At 67.8% G+C, this 23,741-nt stretch carries 25 protein-coding genes and 2 riboswitches; of the genes, 11 read left to right on the top strand and 14 right to left on the bottom strand.

Features of this window, described 5'->3' with window-relative positions:
- Positions 1–3: 3 nt before the first annotated feature.
- Positions 4–1,227, bottom strand: a complete 1,224-nt coding sequence (locus DWA33_RS04980; RefSeq protein ID WP_114356983.1) for a BtaA family protein — start codon at positions 1,225–1,227, stop codon at positions 4–6.
- Positions 1,228–1,379: 152 nt separating this feature from the next.
- On the opposite strand from DWA33_RS04980, the gene DWA33_RS04975 reads away from it, so the two are divergent.
- From DWA33_RS04975 to DWA33_RS04955, 5 genes are all read left to right on the top strand, one after another.
- A complete protein-coding gene (locus tag DWA33_RS04975) occupies positions 1,380–2,117 on the top strand; it encodes a class I SAM-dependent methyltransferase (RefSeq protein WP_114356982.1) in 738 nt (245 codons plus the stop codon).
- Positions 2,114–2,437, top strand: coding sequence for a DMT family transporter (locus tag DWA33_RS04970; protein WP_114356981.1), 324 nt, complete (start codon positions 2,114–2,116; stop codon positions 2,435–2,437). Before DWA33_RS04975 ends, DWA33_RS04970 begins: the two co-directional genes overlap by 4 nt.
- 51 nt (positions 2,438–2,488) lie before the next feature.
- Positions 2,489–2,704, top strand: a riboswitch (cobalamin riboswitch).
- Positions 2,705–2,777: 73 nt separating this feature from the next.
- Positions 2,778–3,836, top strand: coding sequence for a HoxN/HupN/NixA family nickel/cobalt transporter (locus tag DWA33_RS04965; protein ID WP_114356980.1), 1,059 nt, complete (start codon positions 2,778–2,780; stop codon positions 3,834–3,836).
- Positions 3,837–3,843: 7 nt separating this feature from the next.
- Complete coding sequence (locus DWA33_RS04960) at positions 3,844–4,869, top strand: FecCD family ABC transporter permease (RefSeq protein WP_114356979.1); 1,026 nt, start codon at positions 3,844–3,846, stop codon at positions 4,867–4,869.
- On the top strand, positions 4,866–5,645 hold the full coding sequence (locus DWA33_RS04955) for an ABC transporter ATP-binding protein (protein WP_114356978.1): 780 nt from the start codon (positions 4,866–4,868) through the stop codon (positions 5,643–5,645). The genes DWA33_RS04960 and DWA33_RS04955 overlap by 4 nt, the downstream gene beginning before the upstream one ends.
- Positions 5,646–5,656: 11 nt before the next feature.
- Here DWA33_RS04955 and cobD read toward each other — a convergent pair whose 3' ends face one another.
- A complete protein-coding gene (cobD, locus tag DWA33_RS04950; RefSeq protein ID WP_114356977.1) occupies positions 5,657–6,646 on the bottom strand; it encodes a threonine-phosphate decarboxylase CobD in 990 nt (329 codons plus the stop codon).
- 63 nt (positions 6,647–6,709) lie between these two features.
- Here cobD and DWA33_RS04945 point away from each other — a divergent pair, with 63 nt between their 5' ends.
- Together DWA33_RS04945 and cbiB are read left to right on the top strand one after the other, a co-directional pair.
- On the top strand, positions 6,710–7,522 hold the full coding sequence (locus tag DWA33_RS04945) for an ABC transporter substrate-binding protein (protein ID WP_114356976.1): 813 nt from the start codon (positions 6,710–6,712) through the stop codon (positions 7,520–7,522).
- Between the two features lies 1 nt (position 7,523).
- Entirely contained in the window at positions 7,524–8,495 is a 972-nt protein-coding gene (gene cbiB / locus DWA33_RS04940) for an adenosylcobinamide-phosphate synthase CbiB (RefSeq protein WP_114356975.1), read from the top strand.
- Here cbiB and DWA33_RS04935 read toward each other — a convergent pair.
- The 6 genes from DWA33_RS04935 to DWA33_RS04910 all read right to left on the bottom strand — a co-directional run bounded on the left by DWA33_RS04935 (position 8,468) and on the right by DWA33_RS04910 (position 16,528).
- Positions 8,468–9,952 carry a cobyric acid synthase gene (locus tag DWA33_RS04935; protein ID WP_114356974.1) on the bottom strand — a complete coding sequence of 495 codons (1,485 nt, stop codon included), beginning with the start codon at positions 9,950–9,952 and terminating at the stop codon, positions 8,468–8,470. The two genes, cbiB and DWA33_RS04935, sit on opposite strands and share 28 nt — an antisense overlap.
- 144 nt (positions 9,953–10,096) lie before the next feature.
- Positions 10,097–10,723, bottom strand: coding sequence for a cob(I)yrinic acid a,c-diamide adenosyltransferase (cobO, locus tag DWA33_RS04930; protein ID WP_114356973.1), 627 nt, complete (start codon positions 10,721–10,723; stop codon positions 10,097–10,099).
- Entirely contained in the window at positions 10,720–14,433 is a 3,714-nt protein-coding gene (gene cobN, locus DWA33_RS04925; protein WP_114356972.1) for a cobaltochelatase subunit CobN, read from the bottom strand. Before cobN ends, cobO begins: the two co-directional genes overlap by 4 nt.
- Before the next feature lie 128 nt (positions 14,434–14,561).
- Positions 14,562–15,566, bottom strand: coding sequence for a cobalamin biosynthesis protein CobW (gene cobW / locus DWA33_RS04920; RefSeq protein WP_114356971.1), 1,005 nt, complete (start codon positions 15,564–15,566; stop codon positions 14,562–14,564).
- Between the two features lie 3 nt (positions 15,567–15,569).
- Entirely contained in the window at positions 15,570–16,100 is a 531-nt protein-coding gene (gene cobU, locus DWA33_RS04915) for a bifunctional adenosylcobinamide kinase/adenosylcobinamide-phosphate guanylyltransferase (protein ID WP_114356970.1), read from the bottom strand.
- A complete protein-coding gene (locus DWA33_RS04910; protein WP_114356969.1) occupies positions 16,097–16,528 on the bottom strand; it encodes a DUF1636 domain-containing protein in 432 nt (143 codons plus the stop codon). Before DWA33_RS04910 ends, cobU begins: the two co-directional genes overlap by 4 nt.
- Before the next feature lie 107 nt (positions 16,529–16,635).
- Positions 16,636–16,833: riboswitch (cobalamin riboswitch) on the bottom strand.
- A gap of 96 nt (positions 16,834–16,929) precedes the next feature.
- Here DWA33_RS04910 and cobT point away from each other — a divergent pair.
- Entirely contained in the window at positions 16,930–17,985 is a 1,056-nt protein-coding gene (gene cobT, locus DWA33_RS04905; protein ID WP_114356968.1) for a nicotinate-nucleotide--dimethylbenzimidazole phosphoribosyltransferase, read from the top strand.
- A 26-nt stretch (positions 17,986–18,011) separates the two neighbouring features.
- Positions 18,012–18,683: a 5,6-dimethylbenzimidazole synthase gene (gene bluB, locus DWA33_RS04900; protein WP_430707861.1), complete on the top strand. Its 672-nt coding sequence runs from the start codon at positions 18,012–18,014 to the stop codon at positions 18,681–18,683.
- 515 nt (positions 18,684–19,198) lie between these two features.
- Here the strand turns inward: bluB and DWA33_RS04895 are convergent.
- From DWA33_RS04895 to DWA33_RS04885, 3 genes are all read right to left on the bottom strand, one after another.
- On the bottom strand, positions 19,199–19,687 hold the full coding sequence (locus DWA33_RS04895; RefSeq protein ID WP_114357072.1) for a YbhB/YbcL family Raf kinase inhibitor-like protein: 489 nt from the start codon (positions 19,685–19,687) through the stop codon (positions 19,199–19,201).
- Between the two features lie 170 nt (positions 19,688–19,857).
- Positions 19,858–20,358 (bottom strand): hypothetical protein, encoded by a 501-nt coding sequence (locus DWA33_RS04890; RefSeq protein WP_114356966.1) that lies wholly within the window; start codon positions 20,356–20,358, stop codon positions 19,858–19,860.
- A 105-nt stretch (positions 20,359–20,463) separates the two neighbouring features.
- Entirely contained in the window at positions 20,464–20,679 is a 216-nt protein-coding gene (locus DWA33_RS04885) for an FmdB family zinc ribbon protein (RefSeq protein ID WP_114356965.1), read from the bottom strand.
- 98 nt (positions 20,680–20,777) lie between these two features.
- Here DWA33_RS04885 and cutA point away from each other — a divergent pair, with 98 nt between their 5' ends.
- The gene (gene cutA / locus DWA33_RS04880; RefSeq protein ID WP_114356964.1) at positions 20,778–21,107 is read left to right on the top strand and encodes a divalent-cation tolerance protein CutA; all 330 of its coding nucleotides are present in this window, start codon (positions 20,778–20,780) and stop codon (positions 21,105–21,107) included.
- Here the strand turns inward: cutA and DWA33_RS04875 are convergent.
- On the bottom strand, positions 21,079–21,552 hold the full coding sequence (locus DWA33_RS04875; protein ID WP_114356963.1) for a GIY-YIG nuclease family protein: 474 nt from the start codon (positions 21,550–21,552) through the stop codon (positions 21,079–21,081). The two genes, cutA and DWA33_RS04875, sit on opposite strands and share 29 nt — an antisense overlap.
- Before the next feature lie 58 nt (positions 21,553–21,610).
- Complete coding sequence (locus tag DWA33_RS04870) at positions 21,611–21,805, bottom strand: hypothetical protein (RefSeq protein ID WP_114356962.1); 195 nt, start codon at positions 21,803–21,805, stop codon at positions 21,611–21,613.
- A 247-nt stretch (positions 21,806–22,052) separates the two neighbouring features.
- Between DWA33_RS04870 and DWA33_RS04865 the strand changes: the two genes are divergently transcribed.
- Entirely contained in the window at positions 22,053–23,033 is a 981-nt protein-coding gene (locus tag DWA33_RS04865; RefSeq protein ID WP_114356961.1) for a YheT family hydrolase, read from the top strand.
- Here the strand turns inward: DWA33_RS04865 and DWA33_RS04860 are convergent.
- Positions 23,030–23,734: a DUF1045 domain-containing protein gene (locus DWA33_RS04860; protein ID WP_114356960.1), complete on the bottom strand. Its 705-nt coding sequence runs from the start codon at positions 23,732–23,734 to the stop codon at positions 23,030–23,032. The genes DWA33_RS04865 and DWA33_RS04860 overlap by 4 nt on opposite strands.
- Positions 23,735–23,741: the final 7 nt, after the last annotated feature.

The following is a 23,741-nucleotide window of genomic DNA, read 5'->3' as shown; positions in this document are numbered from 1 at the left end:
GGTTCAGCCGACGCTGCCGCTCCGCCGCATGTAGCAGTGGAAGCCGCCGTAGATCCCCGAGCGGTCGCGGTCGAAGCCGATGGCGCTGCGTTCGGCGTCGCGCTGCCAGGTCTGTTGCAGCGGAGCCAGCGGCTCGGTTTCCAGCGGGGATTCGGCGCCGGCGGTTCGGAAGATCACCCGCACCTGCTCCTTGCCGGCGCGATCGATCGCGTCCCACAGCGCGCGGATTTCGTCCGGCGCCATCCAGTCCTGCGAATCGAGCAGCACCACGGCGTCGATCTGGCGGGCCGGCAGGCTCTCCAGGAACACCCGCAGGTTTTCGTGCACCGGAATCACCAGGCCGGCGCCGGCGCGCATCTGCTGATAGCGGCTCTCCTGCAGATACAGCGGCAGGCAGCGGTCGCCGGGGCCGGGATAGCTGCGACTCAGCGCCTGCCAGGCGAAGTAATTGGTCTCGTTCGGATAGACGTCGATCAGCCGGAGCAGGCGCTGATGCAGCACTTCGTTGAGCGGCTGGTCGCCGCCGAGCAGTTCGCGCTGCTGCGGCGGAATGCCGAGGCTGAACAGCAACGCCGGCGTCCCTGTGAGCATGCGGGCGAACCGCGAATGGAACAGCCGGTCGACGCGCTGCAGCGCCGCCTGCCGCTCCGGCGACTCCGGCGCGCCCTTCAGCAGCACGTCGAGATCGATCTTGGCGAGCCGCGCCAGCAGATGCGCAAAGCCGATGAAATGGCCGAGCGCGCCGTGGCGATAGAACCCGTTGGTGAAGTAGCGGTAGCGCGGCCGGCCGCGAAAGTCGCGCTCGTCCCAGAAGCTGCGGGCATCGAGATCGAGCGCCGGGCGCAGCCGCCGGCGATACAGATCGGCGTTATCAGCCGCAGCCCCCTCGCCGAAGAACCGCCAGAACGACGCGTAGTCCGGCAGCGCCCGCAGGCCGGCGAGCTTCAGCTTGAGCAGCGCCAGATGCGCCTCGTTGAGATCGACCGCGAACACCTGCGCCGGCTTGGCGGTGAGGTAGGACAACGCGTTGCAGCCGCCCGACGAGATCGTCACGATGGTCGAGCCGATCGGCAACTGCAGCGCCGCGAGGTCGGCCTCGGGATCTTCCCAGATCTGAGTATAGACCAGGCGGCGAAACCAGATTGAAAACAAAGCGTCCCACAGCGTCGACTCGCTGCGATCCTTGCTGTTGCGGACGGCATCCGCGATCAGTTGCTGCGTGTTCATCGAATCCTCGACTCGTCAATCGATCCAAATTAGCTGCGCAACGCTGCAGTTTTGCGACAACGCCGGCCTTATCAGCAGCGCCAGTCTTGTCATCACCCTGTCGCCTGAAAACGCGATGGAAGGCGGATGATGCCGAACCAGGGTGGCAGGCCATGACGACGCTCACTCGCACCGACCTTCCGCGTACCGAGCTGACGCACCCCGAGCTCGCCGTCGATCCGGCGTGGCCGGTCGACGCGACCTCGCGCATGAACCGGATGTACCGCTATCAGCGCCACATCTACGACCTGACCCGTCGGTACTATCTTCTCGGCCGTGATCAGTTGATCGCCGAGCTGCAGCCGAAGGCCGGCGAAACCGTGCTGGAAGTCGGCTGCGGCACCGGCCGCAACCTGATCCAGGCGGCGACCCGATACCGCGAGGCGAAATTCTACGGCCTCGACGTCTCGACCGAGATGCTGACCTCGGCGATCAGTTCGATCGAAGGCGCCGGGCTGATCTCCCGGGTGAAGGTCGCGCATGGCGACGCCACCGCGTTCACCGCGCATGCGGTGTTCGGTCACGCGGTCGCGTTCGACCACGTCATGATCTCCTACAGCCTGTCGATGATTCCGGACTGGACCGCGGTGATCGATCGCGCCGTCGCCAATCTGAAGCCGGGCGGCAAGCTGCACATCGTCGATTTCGGCGACCAGCGCGGCCTGCCCGGCCTGGCGCGCAACCTGCTGCGGCGCTGGCTGACGCTGTTCGACGTCACCCCGCGCGACAGCCTGGAGGCGGTGCTGATGCAGGTCGCGGCCCGCACCGGTGCCGGCCTGCGGTTCGAGCGGCCGTATCGCGGCTATGCGCAAGCCGCGGTGCTGACGCTGCCGCCGCGCAAAAAGCCATGACCGGCTGGCTCGCGCTGTTTGCCGCGGGCCTGATGGAGATCGTCTGGGCGCTGGGGCTGAAGCATTCCGAGGGCTTCACCCGGTTCTGGCCCGCGGTCGTAACCCTGGCCGCCATCCTGGCGAGCTTCTGGCTTATGAGCATCGCGCTGAAATCGCTGCCGTTCGGCACCGCCTACGCGGTGTGGACCGGAATCGGCGCCGCCGGCAGCATCGTGATCGGGATGACGCTGTACGGCGAGCCGGCCAGCGGGGTTCGGGTGCTGTGCCTGTCGATGATTGTGGCCGGCATGATCGGGCTGAAGCTGAGCACCCCCGCGTGAACCGTCGGCCGCCCGACCAAGGCGGCGATTGACAAAGCCCACCCGCTTCCATTTGATCGCGCCCGTTCAGGTGTGCCGGGAATCGTCCGGCACAGGGAAGCCGGTGCGGGCCCAAGCTTTACGGCCGCAGACCCAAATCCGGCGCTGCGCCCGCAACTGTGAGCGGCGAGCGTTCCTTCAATCGGCCACTGGGCAGCACTTGCCCGGGAAGGCGAAGGATCGCGACGACCCGTGAGCCAGGAGACCGGCCTGAGCACGTCATCTTCCACCGTGCGGCGCGCGCGGCTGGAGCGGTCCGCCGCACAGGTGACAGGATGCTGCTCACCGGCCGGAGACCGCCATGACCGATCTCGTTCTGCCCGCTTCTTCCGATGGATTCCGCGTCCGCCTGATCGCCGTGCTCGGCGGCCTGGTGCTCGCCAATATCGCCGCCTGGGCCTGGGCGCTGACCGCCTTCGCGGGCGAGCCGGTGCTGATCGGCACCGCGGTACTGGCCTACAGCCTCGGCCTGCGCCACGCGCTCGACGCCGACCACATCGCGGCGATCGACAACGTCACCCGCAAGCTGATGCAGGAGGGCAAGCGGCCGGTCGCGGTCGGGCTGTTCTTCGCGCTCGGCCATTCCACCGTGGTGCTGGTGGCGTCGCTGGCGATCGCGATCGCGGCCAATTCGCTGACCGAGCGGTTCTCCGGCTATCGCGAGATCGGCGGGGTGATCGGCACCTCGGCGTCGGCACTGTTTCTGTTTGCGATCGCGATCGCCAATCTGTCGGTGCTGAGCGGCGTGTATCGCGCATTCAAGAAGGCCAAGGCCGGCGAGATCGTGCACGACGACGACATCAACGAACTGCTGCAACAGCGCGGCTGGCTGGCGCGGCTGTTCCGGCCGCTGTTCCGCTTCGTCTCCAAGAGCTGGCAGCTGTTTCCGATCGGGCTGCTGTTCGCGCTCGGCTTCGAGACCGCGAGCGAGATCAGCCTGTTTGGACTCGCCGCCAACGCTTCCGGCAGCATTTCGCACTGGACGATCCTGGTTTTTCCGGCGCTGTTCGCCGCCGGCATGACCCTGGTCGACACCCTCGATGGCGTCTTGATGCTCGGCGCCTATGGCTGGGCGTATCGCAACCCGGTCCGCAAGCTGTATTACAACATGACCATCACCACGGTGTCGGTGCTGGTGGCGCTGCTGATCGGCGGCATCGAGACGCTCGGGCTGCTCGCCGGACGCTTCCATCTCGAAGGCGCGTTCTGGGAATGGATCGCCGAGCTCAACTCCAATTTCGGCGCGCTCGGCTACGGCATCGTGGCGCTGTTCGTGGCGAGCTGGATCGTCTCCACCATCATCTATCGCCTCAACGGCTATCACCGGCTCGACCAGGCCGCCGCGGCCGTGCAGAAATGAGCGCGGCATGACCCGACGTTCCGGACCGAATGCGCTCGCGGCGACCGTGACCGCTGCGCTCGCGGTGCTTGTGGCCCTGCTGGCGATCGGATCGCTCGCCGTAGGACCGGTCAAGCTGTCGCCGCTCACCGTGGTGCAAGCGCTGGCCGGGTTCGGCGGCGAGGTGCAGCAGATCATCGTGCAGCAGATCCGGCTGCCGCGCACCATTCTGGCGCTGGCGATCGGCGGCATTCTGGGGCTGTCCGGCGCGGCGCTGCAGGGCCTGCTGCGCAACCCGCTGGCGTCGCCGTCGCTGTTCGGCGCGCCGCAATCGGCCGCGTTCGGCGCGGTGCTGATCATCGCACTCGGGCTCGCCGACGTGCGCTCGTTCGCGCTGCCGGCCGCGGCGATCACGATGGCGTTCGTCTCGGTGTTCGTGCTGCTCGCGGTGGCCGGCCGCAACGCCAGCCTGCTGCTGCTGATCCTCGCCGGCCTCGCGATCTCCGCCCTCGCCGGCGCCGCCACCGCGCTGGTGATGAACCTGTCGGCCAATCCGTTCGCGAGCCTCGAGATCGCGTTCTGGCTGCTCGGCTCGCTGGAGGACCGCAGCTTCCGTCACGTGATGCTGGCACTGCCGTTCATCGTCGCCGGCGGCGTGCTGCTGTTCAGCCAGCGTGCCGCGTTCCGCGCCCTCAGCCTCGGCGAAGAAACCGCGCAGAGCCTCGGCATCGATGTCGGCCGGCTGCGGCTGATCGTGATCGCCGGCACCGCGCTCGGCGTCGGCGGCGCCGTCTCGGTGTCGGGCACGATCGGATTCATCGGCCTGGTCGCGCCGCATCTGGTGCGGCCTCTGATCGGCCACGATCCCGCCCGTGTGCTGCTGCCGAGCGCGCTCGCCGGCGCGGCGCTGCTGCTCGCCGCAGACATCGCGGTGCGGCTGATCCCGGCCAACACCGACATCAAGGTCGGGGTACTGACCTCGATCATCGGCGTGCCGTTCTTCCTGTATCTGATCGTGCGCGAACGCCGCGCGCTCGGCGGAGGCATCGCATGAGTGCCGCCTTCCTCACCGCGCGCGATCTCGCCGTCTCGCTGTCGGGGCGCGAGGTGCTGCGCGGGGTGTCGCTGTCGCTGACCCGCGGGCATCTGGTGGCGCTGGTCGGCCCGAACGGCGCCGGCAAGACCACGCTGCTGCGCGCCCTCGCCGGGCTGGTCGAGGCGCAAGGCGAGATCACCATCGGCGGCGAGGCGCTGGCGACGCTGCCGCTGCGCGAGCGCGCCAAACGGTTCGGCTATCTGCCGCAGGGCCATCTGGTGCATTGGCCGCTGCCGGTGCGCGACGTCGTCGCGCTCGGCCGGTTTCCGCACGGCGCCACCGATCCGGCCTGGCTGTCGCCGCATGACGCCGAGGCGGTCGCACGGGCGATGGCAGTCACCGACGTCGCGCAGTTCGCGGACCGCACCGTCACCGAACTGTCTGGCGGCGAACGCAGCCGCGTCGCGCTCGCCCGCGTGCTGGCGGTCGAGGCGCCGGTGGTGCTCGCCGACGAGCCGACCGCCTCGCTCGACCCGCGCTATCAGCTCGACGTGATGCAGACCTTGCGCACCACCGCCGACGCCGGCACGCTGGTGATCGTCGTCACCCACGACCTCGGCCTCGCTGCGCGCTTTGCCGATACCGTGCTGGTGATGCAGCATGGCGGGCTGGCCGCCCATGGCGCGCCCGCCGAGGCGCTGTCGGACGAGATCATGCAGCAGGTGTTTCGCGTCAGCGCCTACCGAGCGCAGTATCAGGACAGCGGCGTGATCCTGCCGTGGTCTGGAACCTGACGGTGCCGCCGCTACAGCGGCGCGGCCAGTGCGGCGGCGAGCCGATCGAGCCCGGCGGCTTCGCCGGGCAGGCCGAACCTGAGCAGATCGTCCGCCCAGTCGAACCTGCGACACCAAATCCGCTGCCTCGCCAGCATCTCGTGCAACCGATACGCCTCGGGATGACGCGCGAGCCGGAACAGCGGCGTCCCGCCGACGATGTCGAGCCCGCCGCCGCACAGCACCTCGTCGAGCCGCGTGGCCTGTTCGCGCAATTCGTCGCGGGTTTCCACTGCCCAGGCCCGATCGCGCAGCGCCGCAGCGCCGATCCGCAGCGCCGGCCCGGAGCAACTCCACGGCCCGAGCGCCAGCGCGATCCGCCTCGCAATCACCTCACCTGCGATAGCAAACCCGAGACGGACGCCGGCCAAGCCATAGAACTTGCCGAACGAGCGCAGCACGACGATCGGCAGCTCGGGTGTCAGCACGGCCGCAGTAAAAGACGGATCGACATCGGCAAAGGCTTCGTCGATCACCAGCCAACCGCCACGCCGGCGCAGCTGCGCGGCGGCACGGCGCAAGGTCTCGGGTTCGACGATGCGGCCGTCTGGATTGTTCGGACTCACCACCAACGCGTGGCGGGCCTGCTCGGGAATGTCGTCGAGCGAAGCGATACCGACCAGCTCGCGGCCGGCGTTACGCCAGGCCAGCGCGTGCTCCGCATAAGTTGGCCCGACGATCGCAACGCCGCCAGGTGCGGCGAGATGCGGCAGCCATTGGATCAGCGCCTGGGTGCCGGCGGCGGCGACGATGCCGGACTCATCGGGCACCTCGTAGGCTTGGCGGGCTGCGTCGTACAGCGCAGTCTCGTCCGCCTGCGACGGCAGACGCTGCCAAGCAGCCGGGGCGATGTCCGGAATCGGCCAAGGCCGCGGATTGATGCCAGTGGAAAGATCGAGCCAGTCGGCGGCATCGCCGCCGTGCCGTGCCATCGCCGCCGTAAGATCGCCGCCGTGCTTCATCACCGTGTCTTGCCACCATCGCGACCAAAGCGCGAGAGGCTCGGCGGTGTTTTAGCCGGATTGATGATGCTGTTAGTTGCGACTCTCGCAACTGACGCGAGCGCAGCCGCGGCGCCCAAGGTGGTATCGATCAATGCCTGCACCGATCAGTTGCTGCTGACGCTCGCCGATCCCGATCAGATTCTCGGGCTCAGCCCCTATGCACGCGATGCCGATCGATCGTTCCTTGCCGCACAGGCGGCACGATTTCCGCAATTGTCCGGCGAAGCCGAAGACGTACTCATGCTGAAGCCGGACTTCGTGGTCGGCGGCCGTTACACCAAACGCGCGACGCGCGAGCTCCTGAAGCAGATGGGCCAACGCATCGTCGAGTTCGAATCGGTGAAGACGATCGACGAGTCCAAAGCGCAGATCCGGCAGATGGCCGATCTTCTGGGCCATCCTGAGCGAGCCGACGCGTCGATCGCCCGCATTGACGCTGTGATGGCGCGCGCCAAGCAGGCCGCGTCGCGAACGCAGCTCACCGTGCTGCCGCTGGCGCGGCGCGGTTGGGTGTCGGGCCGCGACAGCCTGATCAGTACGCTGCTCGACACCGTCGGACTGCACAATGCTGCGAGCAGCCTTGGCCTGCAACGCGGCGGCTTCGCCTCGCTGGAGGCCGTGGTGGCGCTACGGCCGGACTTCCTGCTGATCTCGGAAGACAGCGATTTCGCCGAGGACGAAGGCCGCGCCTTTGTGTTGCATCCGGCGCTGCAGCGCTTCTATCCGCCGTCGAAGCGGATTACGGTGCCGGAACGGCTGACGGTGTGCGGCGGGCCGATGCTCGCCGATGCGCTCGACCGGCTGACCGAAGAACTCGCCCGCGTGGAGCGATGACATGCTGTTGGATTCCCACGCGCTGCTGATCGTCGTGGTCGCGCTCGTGCTCGATGCACTGATCGGCGATCCCGATTGGCTGTGGAAGCGGCTGGCGCATCCGGTCGTCCTGATCGGCACGATGATCGGCTGGCTCGACCGCACGCTCAACCGCGACGACTGGTCGGAGCGGATCAAGAAGATCGCCGGCATCGTCGCAGCGCTGTTCCTGATCGCGGTCGCCGGGCTGGTCGGCCTGTTGCTCGAGGCGCCGCTGCGGCAATTGCCCGGCGGCTGGATCATCGCGGCCGTGCTGGCCGCGACGCTGATCGCGCAGCGCAGCCTGTACGATCACGTCGCGCAGGTGCGCGACGCTTTCGCGACCGGCGGCCTCACGGAAGCACGCGAGAAAGTGTCGCTGATCGTCGGCCGTGATCCGCAGACGCTGGATGAAGCCGGTGTCTGCCGCGCGGCGATCGAATCCAGTGCCGAGAATTTTTCCGACGGTGTGGTCGCGCCGGTGTTCTGGCTGGCGCTGCTCGGGCTGCCGGGCCTTTTGATCTACAAGACGATCAACACCGCGGATTCGATGATCGGTCATCTGACGCCGCTGCATCGCTCGTTCGGCTGGGCCGCGGCGCGGCTCGACGACGTCCTGAACCTCGTTCCGGCACGGCTGTCGGGTCTGCTGATCGCGCTGGCGGCACCGATCGTCCGCGGCTCGGTCAAGACCGCCATCACGGTGATGCGGCGCGATGCCGGCAAGCACCGCTCGCCCAATGCCGGCTGGCCGGAATCGGCGATGGCGGCGGCGATCGGCGTCGCGCTCGCAGGCCCGCGCAGCTACAGCGGCAAGATCACCGACGATCCTTATCTCAACGCCGAGGCGCGCAGCGAGGCGACCCCGGCCGACATCGGCCGCGCACTGCGGGTGATGATTGCGGCTTGCGCGCTGCAGGCCGCAATCTACGCGGCGCTGGCGTTGGTGCTCTGACGACTGCGCGCGATCGCAATCATCCGCTCGACGTCGAGATGCGCTTCGAGGTGATCGGCCAGCGCATCGAGCGCGGTTTCAACTTGCGCCTCGTAGGCGAGCTGCGACGCGATGCCGAGCCCGGCGAGCCAGGCACGGCGGAAGTCGTCGTTGGTAAACAGGCCGTGCAGATAGGTGCCCTGCACCCGGCCGCCTCGTGAGATCGCGCCGTCGGGCCGACCGTCGATCGTCACCACCGGCCGAGCGCAATCGGGGCCCTCGGTGCGGCCGAGATGGATCTCATAGCCTTCGACCGGCGCTCCGGTCGCCACATGGGTGCCGTGGACCAGCGTGGTCGACTTGTCGCCCTGCATGATCGTGACCGTGTCGAGCAGGCCGAGCCCATCGACCGTGCCGGGCGCGCCATCGACACCGTCCGGATCGGCGATGCTGCGCCCGAGCATCTGATAGCCGCCGCACAGCCCGAGCAGGTGTCCGCCGCGGCGGACATGGGCGGCGATGTCGATGTCCCAACCCTGCGCGCGCATAAACGCGAGATCGCCGAGCGTCGACTTGCTGCCGGGAATGATCACCACATCGGCCTCGGCCGGAATCGGCGTGCCGGGCGGCACGAACACCAGCTTGACGCCGGGCTCCATGCCGAGCGGATCGAGATCGTCGAAATTCGCGATCCGCGCCAGCATCGGCACGGCGATGATGCGCTTGGCGGTCGATGCCTGCGCCCGATCGAGATCGACCGCGTCCTCGGCAGGAAGCAATGCGGCAGACGGCAGCCACGGCACCACGCCGAGCGACGGCCAGCCGGTCAGCTCGGTAATCGACGTCAGTCCATGATCGAACAGCCGCACGTCGCCGCGGAATTTGTTGATCAGATACCCCTTCACCAGCGCCCGCTCGGCCTCGTCGAGGACGAGATGCGTGCCGGCGAGGCTCGCGATCACGCCGCCGCGCTCGATATCGCCGGCGATCACCACCGGCACGTTCGCGGCCTGCGCGAAGCCCATATTGGCGATGTCGCCGGCACGTAGATTGATCTCGGCCGGCGAGCCGGCGCCTTCGACCAGCACGATGTCGGCCTCGCGTGCGAGGCGCGCGAAGCTGTCGAGCACATGCGGCAGCAGCGCCGCTTTCTTGTCGAGGAAGTGCTGCGCGCCGAGCCGGCCGAAGCGTTTGCCCTGCACGATCACCTGCGCGCCGGTGTCGGTCTCCGGCTTCAGCAGCACCGGGTTCATATGCACGGTCGGCGGCAGTTTCGCGGCGCGCGCCTGCACCGCCTGCGCCCGGCCGATCTCCCCGCCGTCCACCGTCACCGCAGCATTGTTCGACATGTTCTGCGGCTTGAACGGCGCCACCTTGAGTCCCCGCCGCACCAGCGCCCGGCACAGCCCCGCCACCAGCGTCGATTTGCCGGCATTGGAGCAGGTGCCCTGGATCATGAGGGCGGGGGTGATAGTCATCGCAGCTTTCTCATCACGTGGCCGTCATTCCGGGGCGCGCCGACAGGCGCGGACCCGGAATCTTGAGGAGTTCTGCACTTCTGGATTCCGGGTTCGCCGCTACGCGGCGCCCCGGAATGACATATTTGGGGCTCTGCCGCCCGCTCAAAACTCCACGCCCTTCTGCGCCTTCACGCCGGCGCGGAACGGGTGCTTCACCAGGGTCATGTCGGTCACCAGGTCAGCGATCTCGATCAGCGCCGGGTGGGCGTTGCGGCCGGTGATCACCACGTGCTTGTCGGCCGGCTTCTCGTCGAGCAGCACCGCGACGATCTCCTCGATCGGCAGGTAGTCGTAGCGCAGCACGATGTTGAGTTCGTCGAGCAGCACCATGCGATGACGGTCGTCGCGGATCAACTCCCTGGCGCGGTCCCAGCCGGCGCGTGCCGCGGCGATGTCGCGTTCGCGGTCCTGAGTCTCCCAGGTGAAGCCTTCGCCCATGATGTGCAGCGTCGCGAGCTCGGGAAATTGCGCCAGCAGCTTGGCCTCGCCGGTATTCCACTTCTCCGATTTGGTGAAATGCACCACGCCGACCGGCATGCCGTGGCCGATGTGACGGAACACCATGCCGAGCGCCGCCGAGGTCTTGCCCTTGCCGGTGCCGGTGTGAACGATAATCAGGCCCTTGCTATCTGTCATGCCTGACAGCTTCTTGTCGTGCGCGGCCTTCCGCTTCTTCGCCTTCTCGGCGTGGCGGGCGTTGTCGTCGCGATCGGGCAACGGGTCGGTCATGCAGCTTCCTTCGGAGTGAGAAATTCGGCGAGCAGGTCGGCGGCGCGGTTGGAGCGCGGCGTCCACAGCCCGCGCCGGATCGCCTCGTCGAACCGCGCCACGATGTCGCGCAGCGCCGCCGGATTGGCATCCTGCAGAAACTGGCGCACGGCATCGTCTTCGAGATAGGCGGCGAACAGCAAATCGAAATGGCGGTTGCCGACGGCGTCGGTCGAGGCCGCGAAGCCGAACAGATAGTCCACCGTGGCGGCAATCTCGGAGGCGCCCTTGTAGCCGTGGCGCATCACGCCCTGAATCCACTTGGGATTAGCGGCGCGGCCCCGCACCACGCGCGAAATCTCGTGCGCCAGCGTCCGCGGCAGCGGCGCTTCGGGCCGCGACGTGTCGACATGAGCGATCCGCGGCGCCTGTCCACGCAGACTTTCAACCGCTGCGGCGAGGCCGCCGATGAACTGGTAGTAATCGTCGGAGTCGAGAATATCGTGCTCTCGATTATCCTGCGCCTGCGCGACCAGATCGACCGCCTGCAGCCGCGTTGCGAACGCATCGGCCGCCTCGGCTCCGTCCTGCCCTGCCCCATAGGCATAGCCGCCCCAGGCGAGGTAAGCGCCAGCGAGATCATTGCGGCTGTCCCAGCCGCCGTCGTCGATCATCGCCTGCAGCCCGGCTCCGTAACTGCCGGGCCTCGCGCCGAACACCCGCGCGCCGGCTTGTCTTTTCGCCAAATCGGGATCGACGCCGCTCTGAACTAATTGCTCGCTGCGGAGGCGGACCTGGGCGGCGATCGGATTGGCGTCATCCGGTTCGTCGAGCGCCGCGACTGCCGCGACCGCGCTGGCGATCAGATCCATCTGCACCGGGAAGGCGTCGCGGAACAGCCCTGAGACGCGGAACGTGACGTCGACGCGCGGCCGCCGCAGCTCCGACAGCGGCACAATCGCAAAACCGGTGACGCGGCCGGTGGCGTCCTCCCAGGTCGGCCTCGCGCCGATCAGCGCCAGCGCCTGCGCCACGTCGTCGCCGCCGGTGCGCATATTGGCGGTGCCCCACGCCGACAGCGCGATCGAACGCGGCCACTCGCCGGCTTCCTGCCAATAGGATTCGATCAGCCGCTCGGCGGCGAGCTGCCCGATCCGCCACGCCGACGGCGTCGGCACCGCGCGGACATCGACTGCGAAGAAATTGCGTCCCGTGGGTAGCACGTCGGGACGGCCGCGGGTCGGCGCGCCGGACGGCCCCGGCCGAATGAACCGTCCGTCGAGCCCGCGGAGCAGCGCCTCGCGCTCGGCACCGCCGGACACCTCGATCGCCGGGCGGAGTGACGTCGCGATCCATTCGAGCACCGGGCCCGCTTGGGGCCATTCGGGGGACGCAGAGGCGCCCGCCACCAGCCGCAACGCGAGCGCTTCGAGGCGCTCGATAGTGTCGCCACTCGTCCGCCACGGCCGATCGCTCAGCGCCGCGAGAATCGGTGGGCGCGGGCCGGTGTAGGGCGTCACCAGATCGCGGGTCAGCGGATCGAACGCAGCACCGTCCGCATCCGTCAGGCCGAGGTCGCGGGCCATCGCACGATGCAGCGAGGCATCCTGCAGCTTCAGCTCCGAGCGCGGCAGCCGTGCGATCGACACCAACAGCTCGTCGCACTGCGATGCCTGCGGCGTACGGCCGAATACGTGCAGCCCGTCGCGGATCTGCATCTCTTTCAGATCGCACAGATGCGCGTCGATCGCCCGCAGCGCATCCAGCGTCGCGGTATCGCGATCGATCGCGACATCTTCGTCGAGACGTGTCGCCCGCGCCAGCGAGATGATGTCCTCGGCGATCGCGTCCGCGCGCGTCGGATCGAGATCGGCCGCCATCGCATATTCGTCGACCAGCGCTTCCAGCTGCGCCATCTCGTCGTGCAGCTCGGCGCGGGTCATCGGCGGCGTCAGGTGATCGACGATCACCGCGGCGGTCCGCCGCTTGGCCTGGATGCCCTCGCCGGGGTCGTTGACGATGAACGGGTAGAGATGCGGCAGCGGCCCAAGCAGCGCGGTCGGAAAACAGTCGCGCGACAATCCGGCACTCTTGCCCGGCAGCCACTCGAGATTGCCGTGCTTGCCGAGATGGATCACCGCATCGGCACCGAACGCCTGTCGCAGCCACAGATAGAACGCCACATAGTGATGCGGCGGCGGCAGTTCCGGATCGTGAAAGCTCGATTTCGGATCGATCGCGTAGCCGCGGGCCGGCTGCACGCCGACCAGGATGTTGCCGAAGCGGTGCAGGCCGAGACGGAAGTCGCCGCCCGCGACATGCGGATCGTGCTCCGGCGCGCCCCACCGTGTCGTCACCGCCTCGCGCACCGCCTGCGGCAGCTCCGCGAACGCCGCCGCGTAGTCCGCCATCGGCCAGCTCACGCCGCCGTCCCGATCGGATCGACCCTGCAGTTCGTTGGTTGGGCCGCGCTGCAGCTGCTCCATCAGCGCCGCTGTGTCGGCCGGCAGCTCGCGGGTGAGATAGCCTTCCGTCCGCAGCGTGAACAGCAGGTCGTGCAGCGATTGTGGGGTGTCGAGGCCGACGCCGTTGCCGAGCCGGCCGTCGCGATTCGGATAGTTGGCAAGCACGATGGCGACGCGGCGTTGGTCGCGCGGCTGATGCCGCAGCCGCACCCAGGCCTGCGCCAGATCCGCCACTGCGTCGATCCGGTCCTGCAGCGGCTGATACACGGTCGGCGCGAATTCGGCATCGCCGCCGCGCTGCTTGAAGGCCACGGCTCCGGCGAAGACACGGCCGTCGACCTCCGGCAGCACGACATGCATGGCGAGGTCGCGCGGATTGAGACCCCGACCGGATTGCTCCCAATGCTCGCGCGTCACCCCGGCCTGCGCCACCTGCAGGATCGGGCAATCCGCCGACGCCAGCACGCCGGAGTCGTCCGTGGCGGTGGCGGTCGCAAACGCGGTGGCGTTGATGATGACGTCCGGCGGCGTCGCGGCAAGCACGCTGCGCAGGAACGCGATCGAACGCGCATCCTTCAAGCTGGTCACGAAGATGCAGGTTGGATCGAAATCACGCGCGGCCAGGGCGTCACGCAGCGCCGCGATCGCCGCGGTATCGCCGCTCGCCGCCAGGGCACGATAGAAGATCACCAGCGCGCGCCTTCCTTGCGAGGACCGCGGCTCGGCCGGCCAAAATCCGGCAGCCGGCATCGGCCGTGGCGGCGGCGGGCAATCGTCGCGCAGGATCATCCAAGCGGCATAGCGCAGCGCCAGGCTGATGTTGTCGGCACCACCCTCGCTGCAGTAGCGCCACAGCGCACGAGCATCGTCGAGATCGGCCGTGCCACGCGCGGCAAGCTCCGCGTTCCACTCCATTTCGCCCGGAATGCAAACGAACTGCGCGCCGCGCGCCAGCGCATCGCGCCGCAGACTGTCGACGCCGTGCGGCCAATAGGCCTCACCGCCGAGCATCCGCAGTATCACCAGCTTGGCTTTTGACAGCGTGCGTTCGACATACAGATCGACCGAGGCCGGATGGCCGAGCGCGAGAAAATTGGTGAGCTGAAGGGTCGGATAGTCGTCCGGCATCCCGGCCCGCGCCGCGCCGAACGCTGCGAGATCGCTATCGGCCGCCGACAGCACCACGATGTCGGCCGTCGCCTGACCAAGATCGCGCGCGACATCGCCGTCGTCGATACTAACGCTGGTATCGAGCTTCAGGTGCATGCGAGGGGCCTTGGTGGCACGAGCACCGCGCTCACCCCGTCATTGCGAGCGAAGCGAAGCAATCCAGCTCCGAACCCGAAGCTCCTGGATTGCTTCGCTTCGCTCGCAATGACGGAGGGCGACATGGGCTACCCCGCGAGTGCGCGCCGGGCGGCGTCGGCGTCGAAGCCCTTGAGGCCTATCACCACCAGATGATCGGGACGCTCTGCGTCGGGACGGGCGAACGCCAGATCGATGCGCGAGCCGACCGCCTGCACCACCACCGGCGCCGGCTTGCCGGCGACACGGGCGTGGCCCTTGACGCGGAGCACGCCGTCGATCCCCAGCGCATCGCCGACACGCGCCTTCATCGCATCGAGCGTTTCCGCCGGCTGCGGAGTGATCACCAGCGAATCGAAATCATCGTGATCGTGCTCCTCGCCTTCGGCGTGATGGCCGGCGCGGGACGCGAGATCGTTCTCGGCTTCGGCATCGAGCCCGATCAGCACCGAGGGCGCCAAGGTGCCGTGCGAGCGCACGATGCGCACGTTCGGCCGTATCCGGCTCGCCAGCTTGGTTTCGAGCGCGGCAAGTTGATCGGGCGCGACCAGATCGCTCTTCGACAACACCACCAGATCGGCGCAGGCGAGCTGGTCCTCGAACACTTCCTCGATCGGATCGTCGTGCGTGGCGTCGCGCTGCGCCTTCACCGCATCGTCGTCGAGCGGCACCCGCCCCTCGCTCAGCGCCAGCGCGTCGACCACCGTGACAACGCCGTCGGCGGTGGCGCGGGTCTTCACCGCCGGCCAGGCGAACGCCTTCAGCAGCGGCTGCGGCAACGCCAGCCCGGAGGTCTCGATCACGATCGCGTCGAGCGGGGTGTCGCGATTCAACAGCTTCTCCATCGTCGGGATGAAGTCGTCGGCGACGGTGCAACAGATACAGCCGTTGGTGAGTTCGACGATGTCGCCGGGCGCGCAGACCGACGCGCCGCAATCCTCGACCAGCGCGCCGTCGAAACCGGCATCGCCGAATTCGTTGACGATCACCGCGATGCGGCGGCCGCTCGACTGATTGAGCAGCGCGCGTAGCAGCGTCGTCTTGCCGGCACCGAGAAAGCCGGTGAGCACCGTGACGGGAACGCGTGCGGTCATGAACTACTCCCCTGTTTGGCGTTTCAGCCACAGCGGCAGGCCGGCGGCGATGAAGGCGACGTCGGGCACGGCGGCGGCGACGGTCTGATTGAGGCGGCCTTGGGCGTCACGGAACGCACGCCCGAGTGGCGTCTCCGGCACCAGGCCGAGGCCGACTTCATTGGAGACGAGAACGATCGGACCCGCGGCGACGCCGAGATAGCGCGCCAGCCGCTTGGCCTCGACCTCGGGATCGCGGCCGGCTTCCATCAGGTTGAACAACCACAGCGTCAGGCAATCGACCAGCACCGCGCGGCCACGGCCGGCGTGCTGGGTCAGCGCATCGACCAGCCCGAGCGGCTCCTCGATCGTGGTCCAGCCATCGCCGCGGCGGGCGCGGTGATGCGCGATACGATCGGACATTTCGTCGTCGCTGGCGGTCGCGGTGGCGAGATAGATCTTGGCGAGACCGCTGCCTGTGACCAGCCGTTCGCCGAACACCGATTTGCCGGAGCGCGCGCCGCCGAGCACGAGGGTGGAGATCAGCGCACTCATGCCGGCGCCCGTCCATCGTCCGGGGACCATTGCGGCGGCGGCAGGCGGACGACGGTGCCCTTGCGCAGGACTTCAGGTCGCTGCCGCCACGGCACCAAACCGTAGTGACTGTCCTGATAGGAGGCGACGAACGCCGCAACCGCATCGGCACCGCTGGCGCCGTCGAGATCGCTGAACACGAAGGTGTAGCCGCCTTCGCTCGACACTGCGACGGTGGCGGCGCGCTTGCATGCGGACAGGCACTGCACGGCGCGCACCTGCACCGCGCCGGCGCCGGCCAGCGCGGCGCGGACGGCTTCCAGCATCGGCGCACCGACGGCGACGCCGTCGATCGTCTTGCAGGTGGTGCAGACGCTGACCATCACCGGCGCGCCAGGCAGCACGCGCGGCGGGTCGGCGCTCACATCGGCAGGGGGCTCGGAATCCATCGGGCTCGAATCATCGCGTCAGCTATCGAGCTTTGTCGGAACGCGCGGGAGAGGCCTTTGCCGTCCGCACTGCTTCCGTCCGGTGCACCCCGCCCCGACGACCCTTCAAAGCACAATACGCGATGGCAGGTCTCCTGGCTCGCGAGTCGCCGCCATTCGCCGCCTTCCCAGGAATTCCCAGTGGCCTCGGCGATGGCTCGTCGCTTACAGTTGCGGGGGCAGCTCCGGGATCGAGACGCACCGCGTCTCCCACCGGCTTCCCTTTTCACCTTCCTTGCGGAAGGACCATCGTCCTGCACGCTAGCTGCGACGCTGTTGCGGGTCAACAACGCGAAGGTGGTGTTGACCGGGCTTGCGCGGTTACGTCAGTTGCGCGCCTTGCCGAACCAAAGGACCATCCGATGCCGACCGAAACCCTCGTCACCTGGCAGCCGCAGTCGATCACCCCGGTCGACCCGTCGCTGAAAGCAACCTTGCGGGCGCGGGTGGACGGCAAGGCGAAGCCGCTCGGCTCGCTCGGGCGGATCGAAGACCTCGCGATCGAGCTCGCCTTGATGCGGCATCCGCAGCCGCCGCGTGCCGACAACGCGGTGCTGATGGTGTTCGCCGGCGATCACGGCCTCACCGCAGAAGGCGTGTCGCAATATCCGTCCGCCGTGACGGTGGCGATGGTGATGACCTATCTGGCCGGCAAGGCCACCGCCAATGCATTCGCCGCAGCCAATCATGTCGATGTCCGGGTGATCGACGCCGGCGTCGCCGCCGAGCTGCCGAAGCATCCCGATCTGATCGACGCCAAAGTGCGGATGGGAACCGCCAACGCGGCGCGCCAGCCGGCGATGAGCATCGCGGAGTCCTGCCAGGCGCTCGATCGCGGCGCCGAACTGGCGCGCGCCGAGATCGCCGCGGGGGCGGACGTGATCGCGCTCGGCGAAATGGGGATCGGCAACACCGCGTCGTCGTCGCTGCTGCTGCACCGCCTCGGCCCGGCGCCGCTCGACCAGAGCATCGGGATCGGCGCCGGCCAGGATGCCGACGGCATGGTCAAGAAGAAGGCCGCGATCGAAAAGGCGGCGATGCGCAGCGCCGCCACCGCACCGCTCGAGGTGCTGGCCGAATTCGGCGGGCTGGAGATCGCCATGATGGCCGGCGCGGTGCTGGGCGCCGCCGCGCAGCGCCGTCCGGTGATCGTCGACGGCTTCATCGCCACCGCCGCGGCGCTGGTCGCGGTGCGGCTGGCGCCGGAAGCCCGTGACTATTGCGTATTCGCCCACCGCTCCGCCGAGCGCGGCCACGATCTCGCGCTGCAGGCGATGGATGCCGCGCCGCTGCTCGATCTGCGGCTGCGGCTCGGCGAAGGCACCGGCGCGATCCTTGCGGTGCCGCTGCTGCGCGCCGCTTCGCGGCTGCTCACCGACGTCGCCGATCTCTCCGACGTGCTCGCAGGCAAACTATGAGCTCGACGCTGAACAGACTGGTGGCGATGACCGATCCGGCCGAGATCGCCGCCGCCAACGCCAATCCGCCGGTGTTCGATGAAGCGTTTCGCGACAAATTCGCCGAACTGATCGCGTGGCGCCGCGACGTCCGCCGCTTCAAGACCGATTCCGTGGCGCCGGAGCTGATCGAACAACTGCTCGATCTGGCCCAGCTTGCCCCCTCGGTCGGCAACAGCCAGCCGTGGCGCTGGATCAGCGTCGACTCGGCCGAGACGCGGGCGCGGATCCGCGCCAACTTCCTGCGCTGCAACGAGGTGGCAGCGAGCGCGTATCAGGGCGACCGCGCGGCGCTGTACGCTAAACTCAAACTCGAAGGCATCGACGTCGCGCCGCGGCAGTTCGCGCTGTTCTGCGATCGCGCGACCGCACAGGGCCTCGGCGTCGGCCGCCAGACCATGCCGGAAGCGCTGGATTATTCCGTTGTGGCGATGATCGAGACCTTCTGGCTCGCCGCGCGGACGCTCGGGCTCGGGGTGGGCTGGGTGTCGATCCTCGATCCGCAGTCGATCTGCACCGATCTCGAAGTTCCATCGGACTGGAAGTTCATCGCCTATCTGTGCGTCGGCTGGCCGGTCGAGCAACACGTCGATCCGGAACTGGTTCGGCATCACTGGCAGGACCGCACCGCAGCGGGCCGGATCGTGTTGTCGCGCTGAAATCCTGCATCAATGTGCGTGAGCGTACTCACGATGACGCCGTTTGCGGATCGTTGAGGCAAGATCGCGGCAACAGCCACAATTTGCAAGAAATCGTCACATTCGCCCGTCAGGACTCCGTCCGCGTTTCCGAAAATGGAGGACCGGACATGCGAATGACCAACTCTTTGACGACTGCTGTGGTTGCCGGTGCGTTGATCGCGTCGAGCTTCGCTGCCGCACCGGCACTGGCTCGCGGCCAGCAGGACCAGCGTAACGCCAGCCAAACCGCAGCCAGCTCGGGATGCACGTCGTATGAGCGCGCGCCCGATGGCTCGTGGCGCCCGATCCCTTGCGTCTCGGCGGGCGCTGCATCAATGCCGGCGCGGCGTGCGCCGCAGAGCGCCGAAGCCAGCAACTAATCACAACGTCAGCGCCGCCGGGTACGATCCCCGACCACGTCCGCCGCGACAGATGGCAGACCGAATCGGCCATCTTCGCGACGGGGGCGAGATCCCGGGCTGAACGTCCGGGACTCAGCGTCCGAACAGACCGGTGATCGTCGCCTTTGCCAAGGTGTGGAAATTGAGATCGAAACCGACCAGCGCCGGCATCGCGGTCGCGCCTGCGTTCGGCAGCTTTTCGACGTCGACCGCAAACACGGTGATCTGATAGCGATGCGGCTTGTCGCCCGGCGGCGGGCATGGACCACCGTAACCGGGCACGCCGAAATCCGTCAGCCCCTGGATCGCGCCTTCGGGCATCAACCCCTTCGCGACATCGCCCGCGCCTTTCGGCAGCGACGTCGTCGTGGCCGGAATATTGAAAACCACCCAGTGCCACCAGCCGCTGCCGGTCGGTGCATCGGGATCGTACATCGTCACCGCGAAGCTCTTGGTGCCGGCGGGCGCGTCGCTCCAGCTCAGGGCCGGCGACACGTTGGCGCCGGTGCAGCCGAAGCTGTTGAACAATTGCTCGTGCGCAATGATGGCGCCTTCGGCGATCTCGGGACTGGTGAGCTTCATGGCCTGCACTCCTGCCGCATGCGCGCGCCGCACGCCGGCTGGCGCGCAGGGCACGTCATCGGGTCGCTGATGTCGTGGTCCCCCGCCGGTCGGCGAGGCGACGCGATGCTAGCAAGCCGGACGGATCGACGAAAGCGTCCGCGCCGCCGCATGCGGTGACACGTCCGCCGTCACTCGGACTTCGCGGCCGGCGCCTTTCGGGACGGCCGCAGCAGCAGCGGGAAACCGGAAAAGTAGGTATTGGAATCGATCAGCACCGGGATGCCGAGCCATTCCGACAGTGTGCTCGGGCCGCTGCGCAGCTCCTGCCGCCGCTCTTGTGGCGCCGCGGTGCGTGGCGCAGCGGTCTTCGCCGGCGAAGGGGCCTGCTTGGCTCCGCCAGACAGCGGCTGAGTATCCGCCTTTGCCGGCTGCTGCAGCGGCGAGGCTGCCGGCTCCGGATTCGCTGCACCAGGCGCCGATTCCTTGCCGCCATGGCGGTCCAGAATCGCCGTGGCGGCAAGCGCTGATCCGAACGGCGGCTCGACCCGGACAACCGCACCGCCGCCGTTCGGGCCGCGGCGGTCTGGTAACTCGATCAGCTCGACCTGATGGAAGCCGCGCTGCTTCAGTTCAGCGAGTGCGGTCTTGGCCTGTGCGGCACTGTCGAAAGTGCGGGTAATCTGGGTCATGTCTCGCCTGCCTCGGAGGAATGCTCGTCGGCGTGCAAACGACGCGAAACGCGCGATCGTTCCGTTCGGGACGGTCGCAGTAACCGGGTAAGGCCGTTCGGACTGCTAGGCGCAGACGTCCGGCATGCAGCAGCCGCCGCAGCCGCCCTTGCCGTCGCACATCGGCGCCTCCGGCCCGCCTTTGGCTGGCTTGGCGATCAGCGACAATTGTTGCTCGAGGCTGGTGCTTTCGCAGGACGGGCACACCGCAGTGTCACCCGAGAACAGCAGGGTTTCGAACTGGTGACCGCATTTGTTGCAGACGAAGCCGTAAATCGGCATGACGGATCTTCCGAAGCTGACTGGGAACGGCTTGCCGCTAGCAAACAACCGGCGCGGCCCGCAACGCGGCGGATCAAATCCGCCGGAGGAACCAAGCGATGGATGAGGGCGAAGCCTGCGTGGTGATGGTGACGGCGCCGAGCAAGGAGGAGGCAGAACGATTGGCAGTCGCAACGCTCGAGGCCCGGCTCGCCGCCTGCGTCCAGATCCAGGCGATCACCAGCCATTATTGGTGGGACGGCAAGATCACCAGCGACGCCGAGCAGTTGCTGCTGTTCAAGACCCTGCCGATGAAATTCGCTGCCTTGCGCGACCTGATCACCTCGCTGCACTCCTACGATACCCCGGAGATCATCCAGCTTCCGGTGACCGCGGGTGCCGAGAAATACCTCGGCTGGATCAGGCGCGAGACCGGGGCGTCGCGCTGACCCGCAGCCACACCGGCGGTTCGTCGTCTCCGGCGAGCGCCGCGCGGACTGTACGGGCCGCGACGCGCGATGGCCAGCGCAACAGATGGCTGCGGCAGTGGGCGCAATCAGTGGCGCCGAAGCCTTCGATCGGCACCGGCAGAAATCCGAGGCGTTCCACCAGAACGCATTCGTTGCCACGCGCGATCGCCCAGGCGCCTTTGACCTCGCCGGCAGTGGTCAATTGATCGACATGCCAGCGGATCGATTTGTCCTTACGAAAATGCCGCGCGAGCCGGGCCTGCAGTCCGCCCGGACCATAGGCCGAACCGCAATACAGATAGCGCCCAGGCCGAAGCCGCGCCGACAGGCCGCCGAGCCGGACCGTAAGCGGCGCCGCGATTGCGATCGCCACCACATAGGCGCCGGGACCTGACGGGCAGGCAGGATGCGGTGCGGAGGTCATCACGACCGGTGTGCGTCCGCCGTCTCCAGATGGTCAAGCCCGCAGACGACGGCGACGGCTAATGCTTGGTCGGGACCTGGCTGAGGAGGATGCGTTTGAGCTTGGCGCGCGCATGCATCTCGGTGGCGGACTGCATCACGAGACCCTTTGGCGCATCGCTGAGGGATTCGGCCTGCGCCCATTCGGCGGCGGCGAGCCATTCCAGCTCGTCGGGCGACAGGTGGCGGAAGGGAGCTGGGTCGGCGACCTTCATGGCGATTTCCTCATAGGGGCGATCCCGGCTGCTTCGGCACCGATCGCTTGTCACTATGAAGATCAGCTTAGGGCGGTGCCGGCCCGACAACAACAGCGACCTGTGCGGCCATCGCAAAACGTTAGTTGCAAATGCAAAGCTAATGCGATGTTGACGCAGTCGGTTGCAGTGACCCACCATCCGGGTGGATAGCTGCATCTCGCTCGCCCCTCTTTTTGTGTTTGTCCCTCCTTCGCTTCTGCTCGACATGACTGACCTGCGATCCTATCGCGCGCCGTGGTGGTTGCCCGGCGCCCATCTGCAAACCATCTGGCCGACGCTGTTCGCGCAGCCGCGGGCCTCGCAAGCCATCAAGCTCATCCGCGAACGCTGGCGGGCGCCGGACGGCGATTTCATCGACATCGATCATCTGCCCGGGCGGGACCATGCGCCGTGGCTGGTGCTGTTTCACGGACTCGAAGGATCGTCGGCGAGCCGCTACGCGATCGCGTTTGCGCAGGGCGCGCTGGCGCGCGGCTGGCGGCTGTCGATCCCGCATTTCCGCGGCTGCTCGGGCGAACTCAATCTGGCGCCGCGCTCCTATCACTCCGGCGACTTCCAGGAGGTCGGCTGGCTGCTGGCGCGAATTCGCGACCGTGCCGATGCGCCGGTGCTGGCCGCCGGCGTCTCGCTCGGCGGCAACGCGCTGTTGCGCTGGGCGGAGGAGGCCGGAAGTGGCGCCGCGGAGATTGCGCGCGCAGTGGCGGCGGTCTCCGCCCCGCTCGATCTGGTCGCCGCCGGCGCCGCGATCGACAGCGGGATCAACCGCCCGCTCTACACTCGGCATTTCCTGCGTACGATGATTCCGAACGCGCTCGCCAAATGGCAGCAGCATCCGGGGTTGTTCGACCGCGAGCGCGTTCAGCGTGCGACGACCTTGCGCGACTTCGACGACGCCTTCACGGCGCCGCTGCACGGCTTTGCGGGTGTCGACGACTACTGGACCCGAGCATCGTCCAAACCGCATCTGCGCAAGATCAAGATCCCCGCTTTGGTCGTGAACGCGCGCAACGATCCGTTCGTGCCGGCCGCCTCGCTGCCGACACCGGACGAGGCCGGCGCGATGGTGACGCTCTGGCAACCCGAGCAAGGCGGCCATGTCGGCTTCGCCACCGGTCCGTGGCCGGGCCGGGTCACCGCCATGCCCGAGGCGGTCAGCGACTGGCTCGGCTCGATTCTCGACCGCTAATAGTCGGCGCTGCGCAGTTCGAATTGCGCGATGCTCTTGAAGCGTTCGCCACGCGCGTCCTGGCGCAGCACCGCGATCCGATCGATTGCTACCCGATCGATGCCGGTCGCCGCGAACGTTCCGCGCAGCAGCGCCAACAGTTCGTCATGGCGGGCGGTGTCGAGCGAGCCGGTCAGTGTCATATGAAACCGGAACTCGTCCATCACATAGGGATAGCCCCAGCGGTCGAGATGCTCGATCTGCTGCGGCGTCAGCTGCTCCGGCCTGCGACGGGCCCGATCCTCTGCCGACAGCTGGGCGCGAAACCCATCGAAGTCGCGGACGCAGTCGGCGGCGAGCTGCTGCAGCGGCTCCGAGGGAACATCGGGCACCAGCGCAATGAACCTGCCGATCGGCCGGATCACCGGCACGATCCGCGGAATCGCCCGGGGCGTTTCGGCAAAGGTTGCGCAGGCCCACAACAGCTCGCTATCGCGGCGGCCGTCGGCCAATGTGAACGGCGCCTTCAGCGTGGCGTGAAAGCCGTAACCACGCGGATCGGCGGTGATCTCGCGCCAATCCGCCACCGCCGCAGTCGGCGGTGCAAACGCCACATCAGCGCCGGTCACGACATCGTAACCGAGCATCACCGCGCCGAACTGCGCCAGAGCGCTTCCGACGGCGGGTAGATAGTAAATCGCGTAACGCGGAAAATTCGACATCACTGAC

Source organism: Rhodopseudomonas pentothenatexigens (assembly GCF_900218015.1).
Taxonomy (GTDB): Bacteria; Pseudomonadota; Alphaproteobacteria; order Rhizobiales; family Xanthobacteraceae; genus Rhodopseudomonas; species Rhodopseudomonas pentothenatexigens.
The sequence above is the reverse complement of the archived record's forward strand: the minus strand, read 5'-3'. Positions and strand labels throughout refer to the sequence as shown.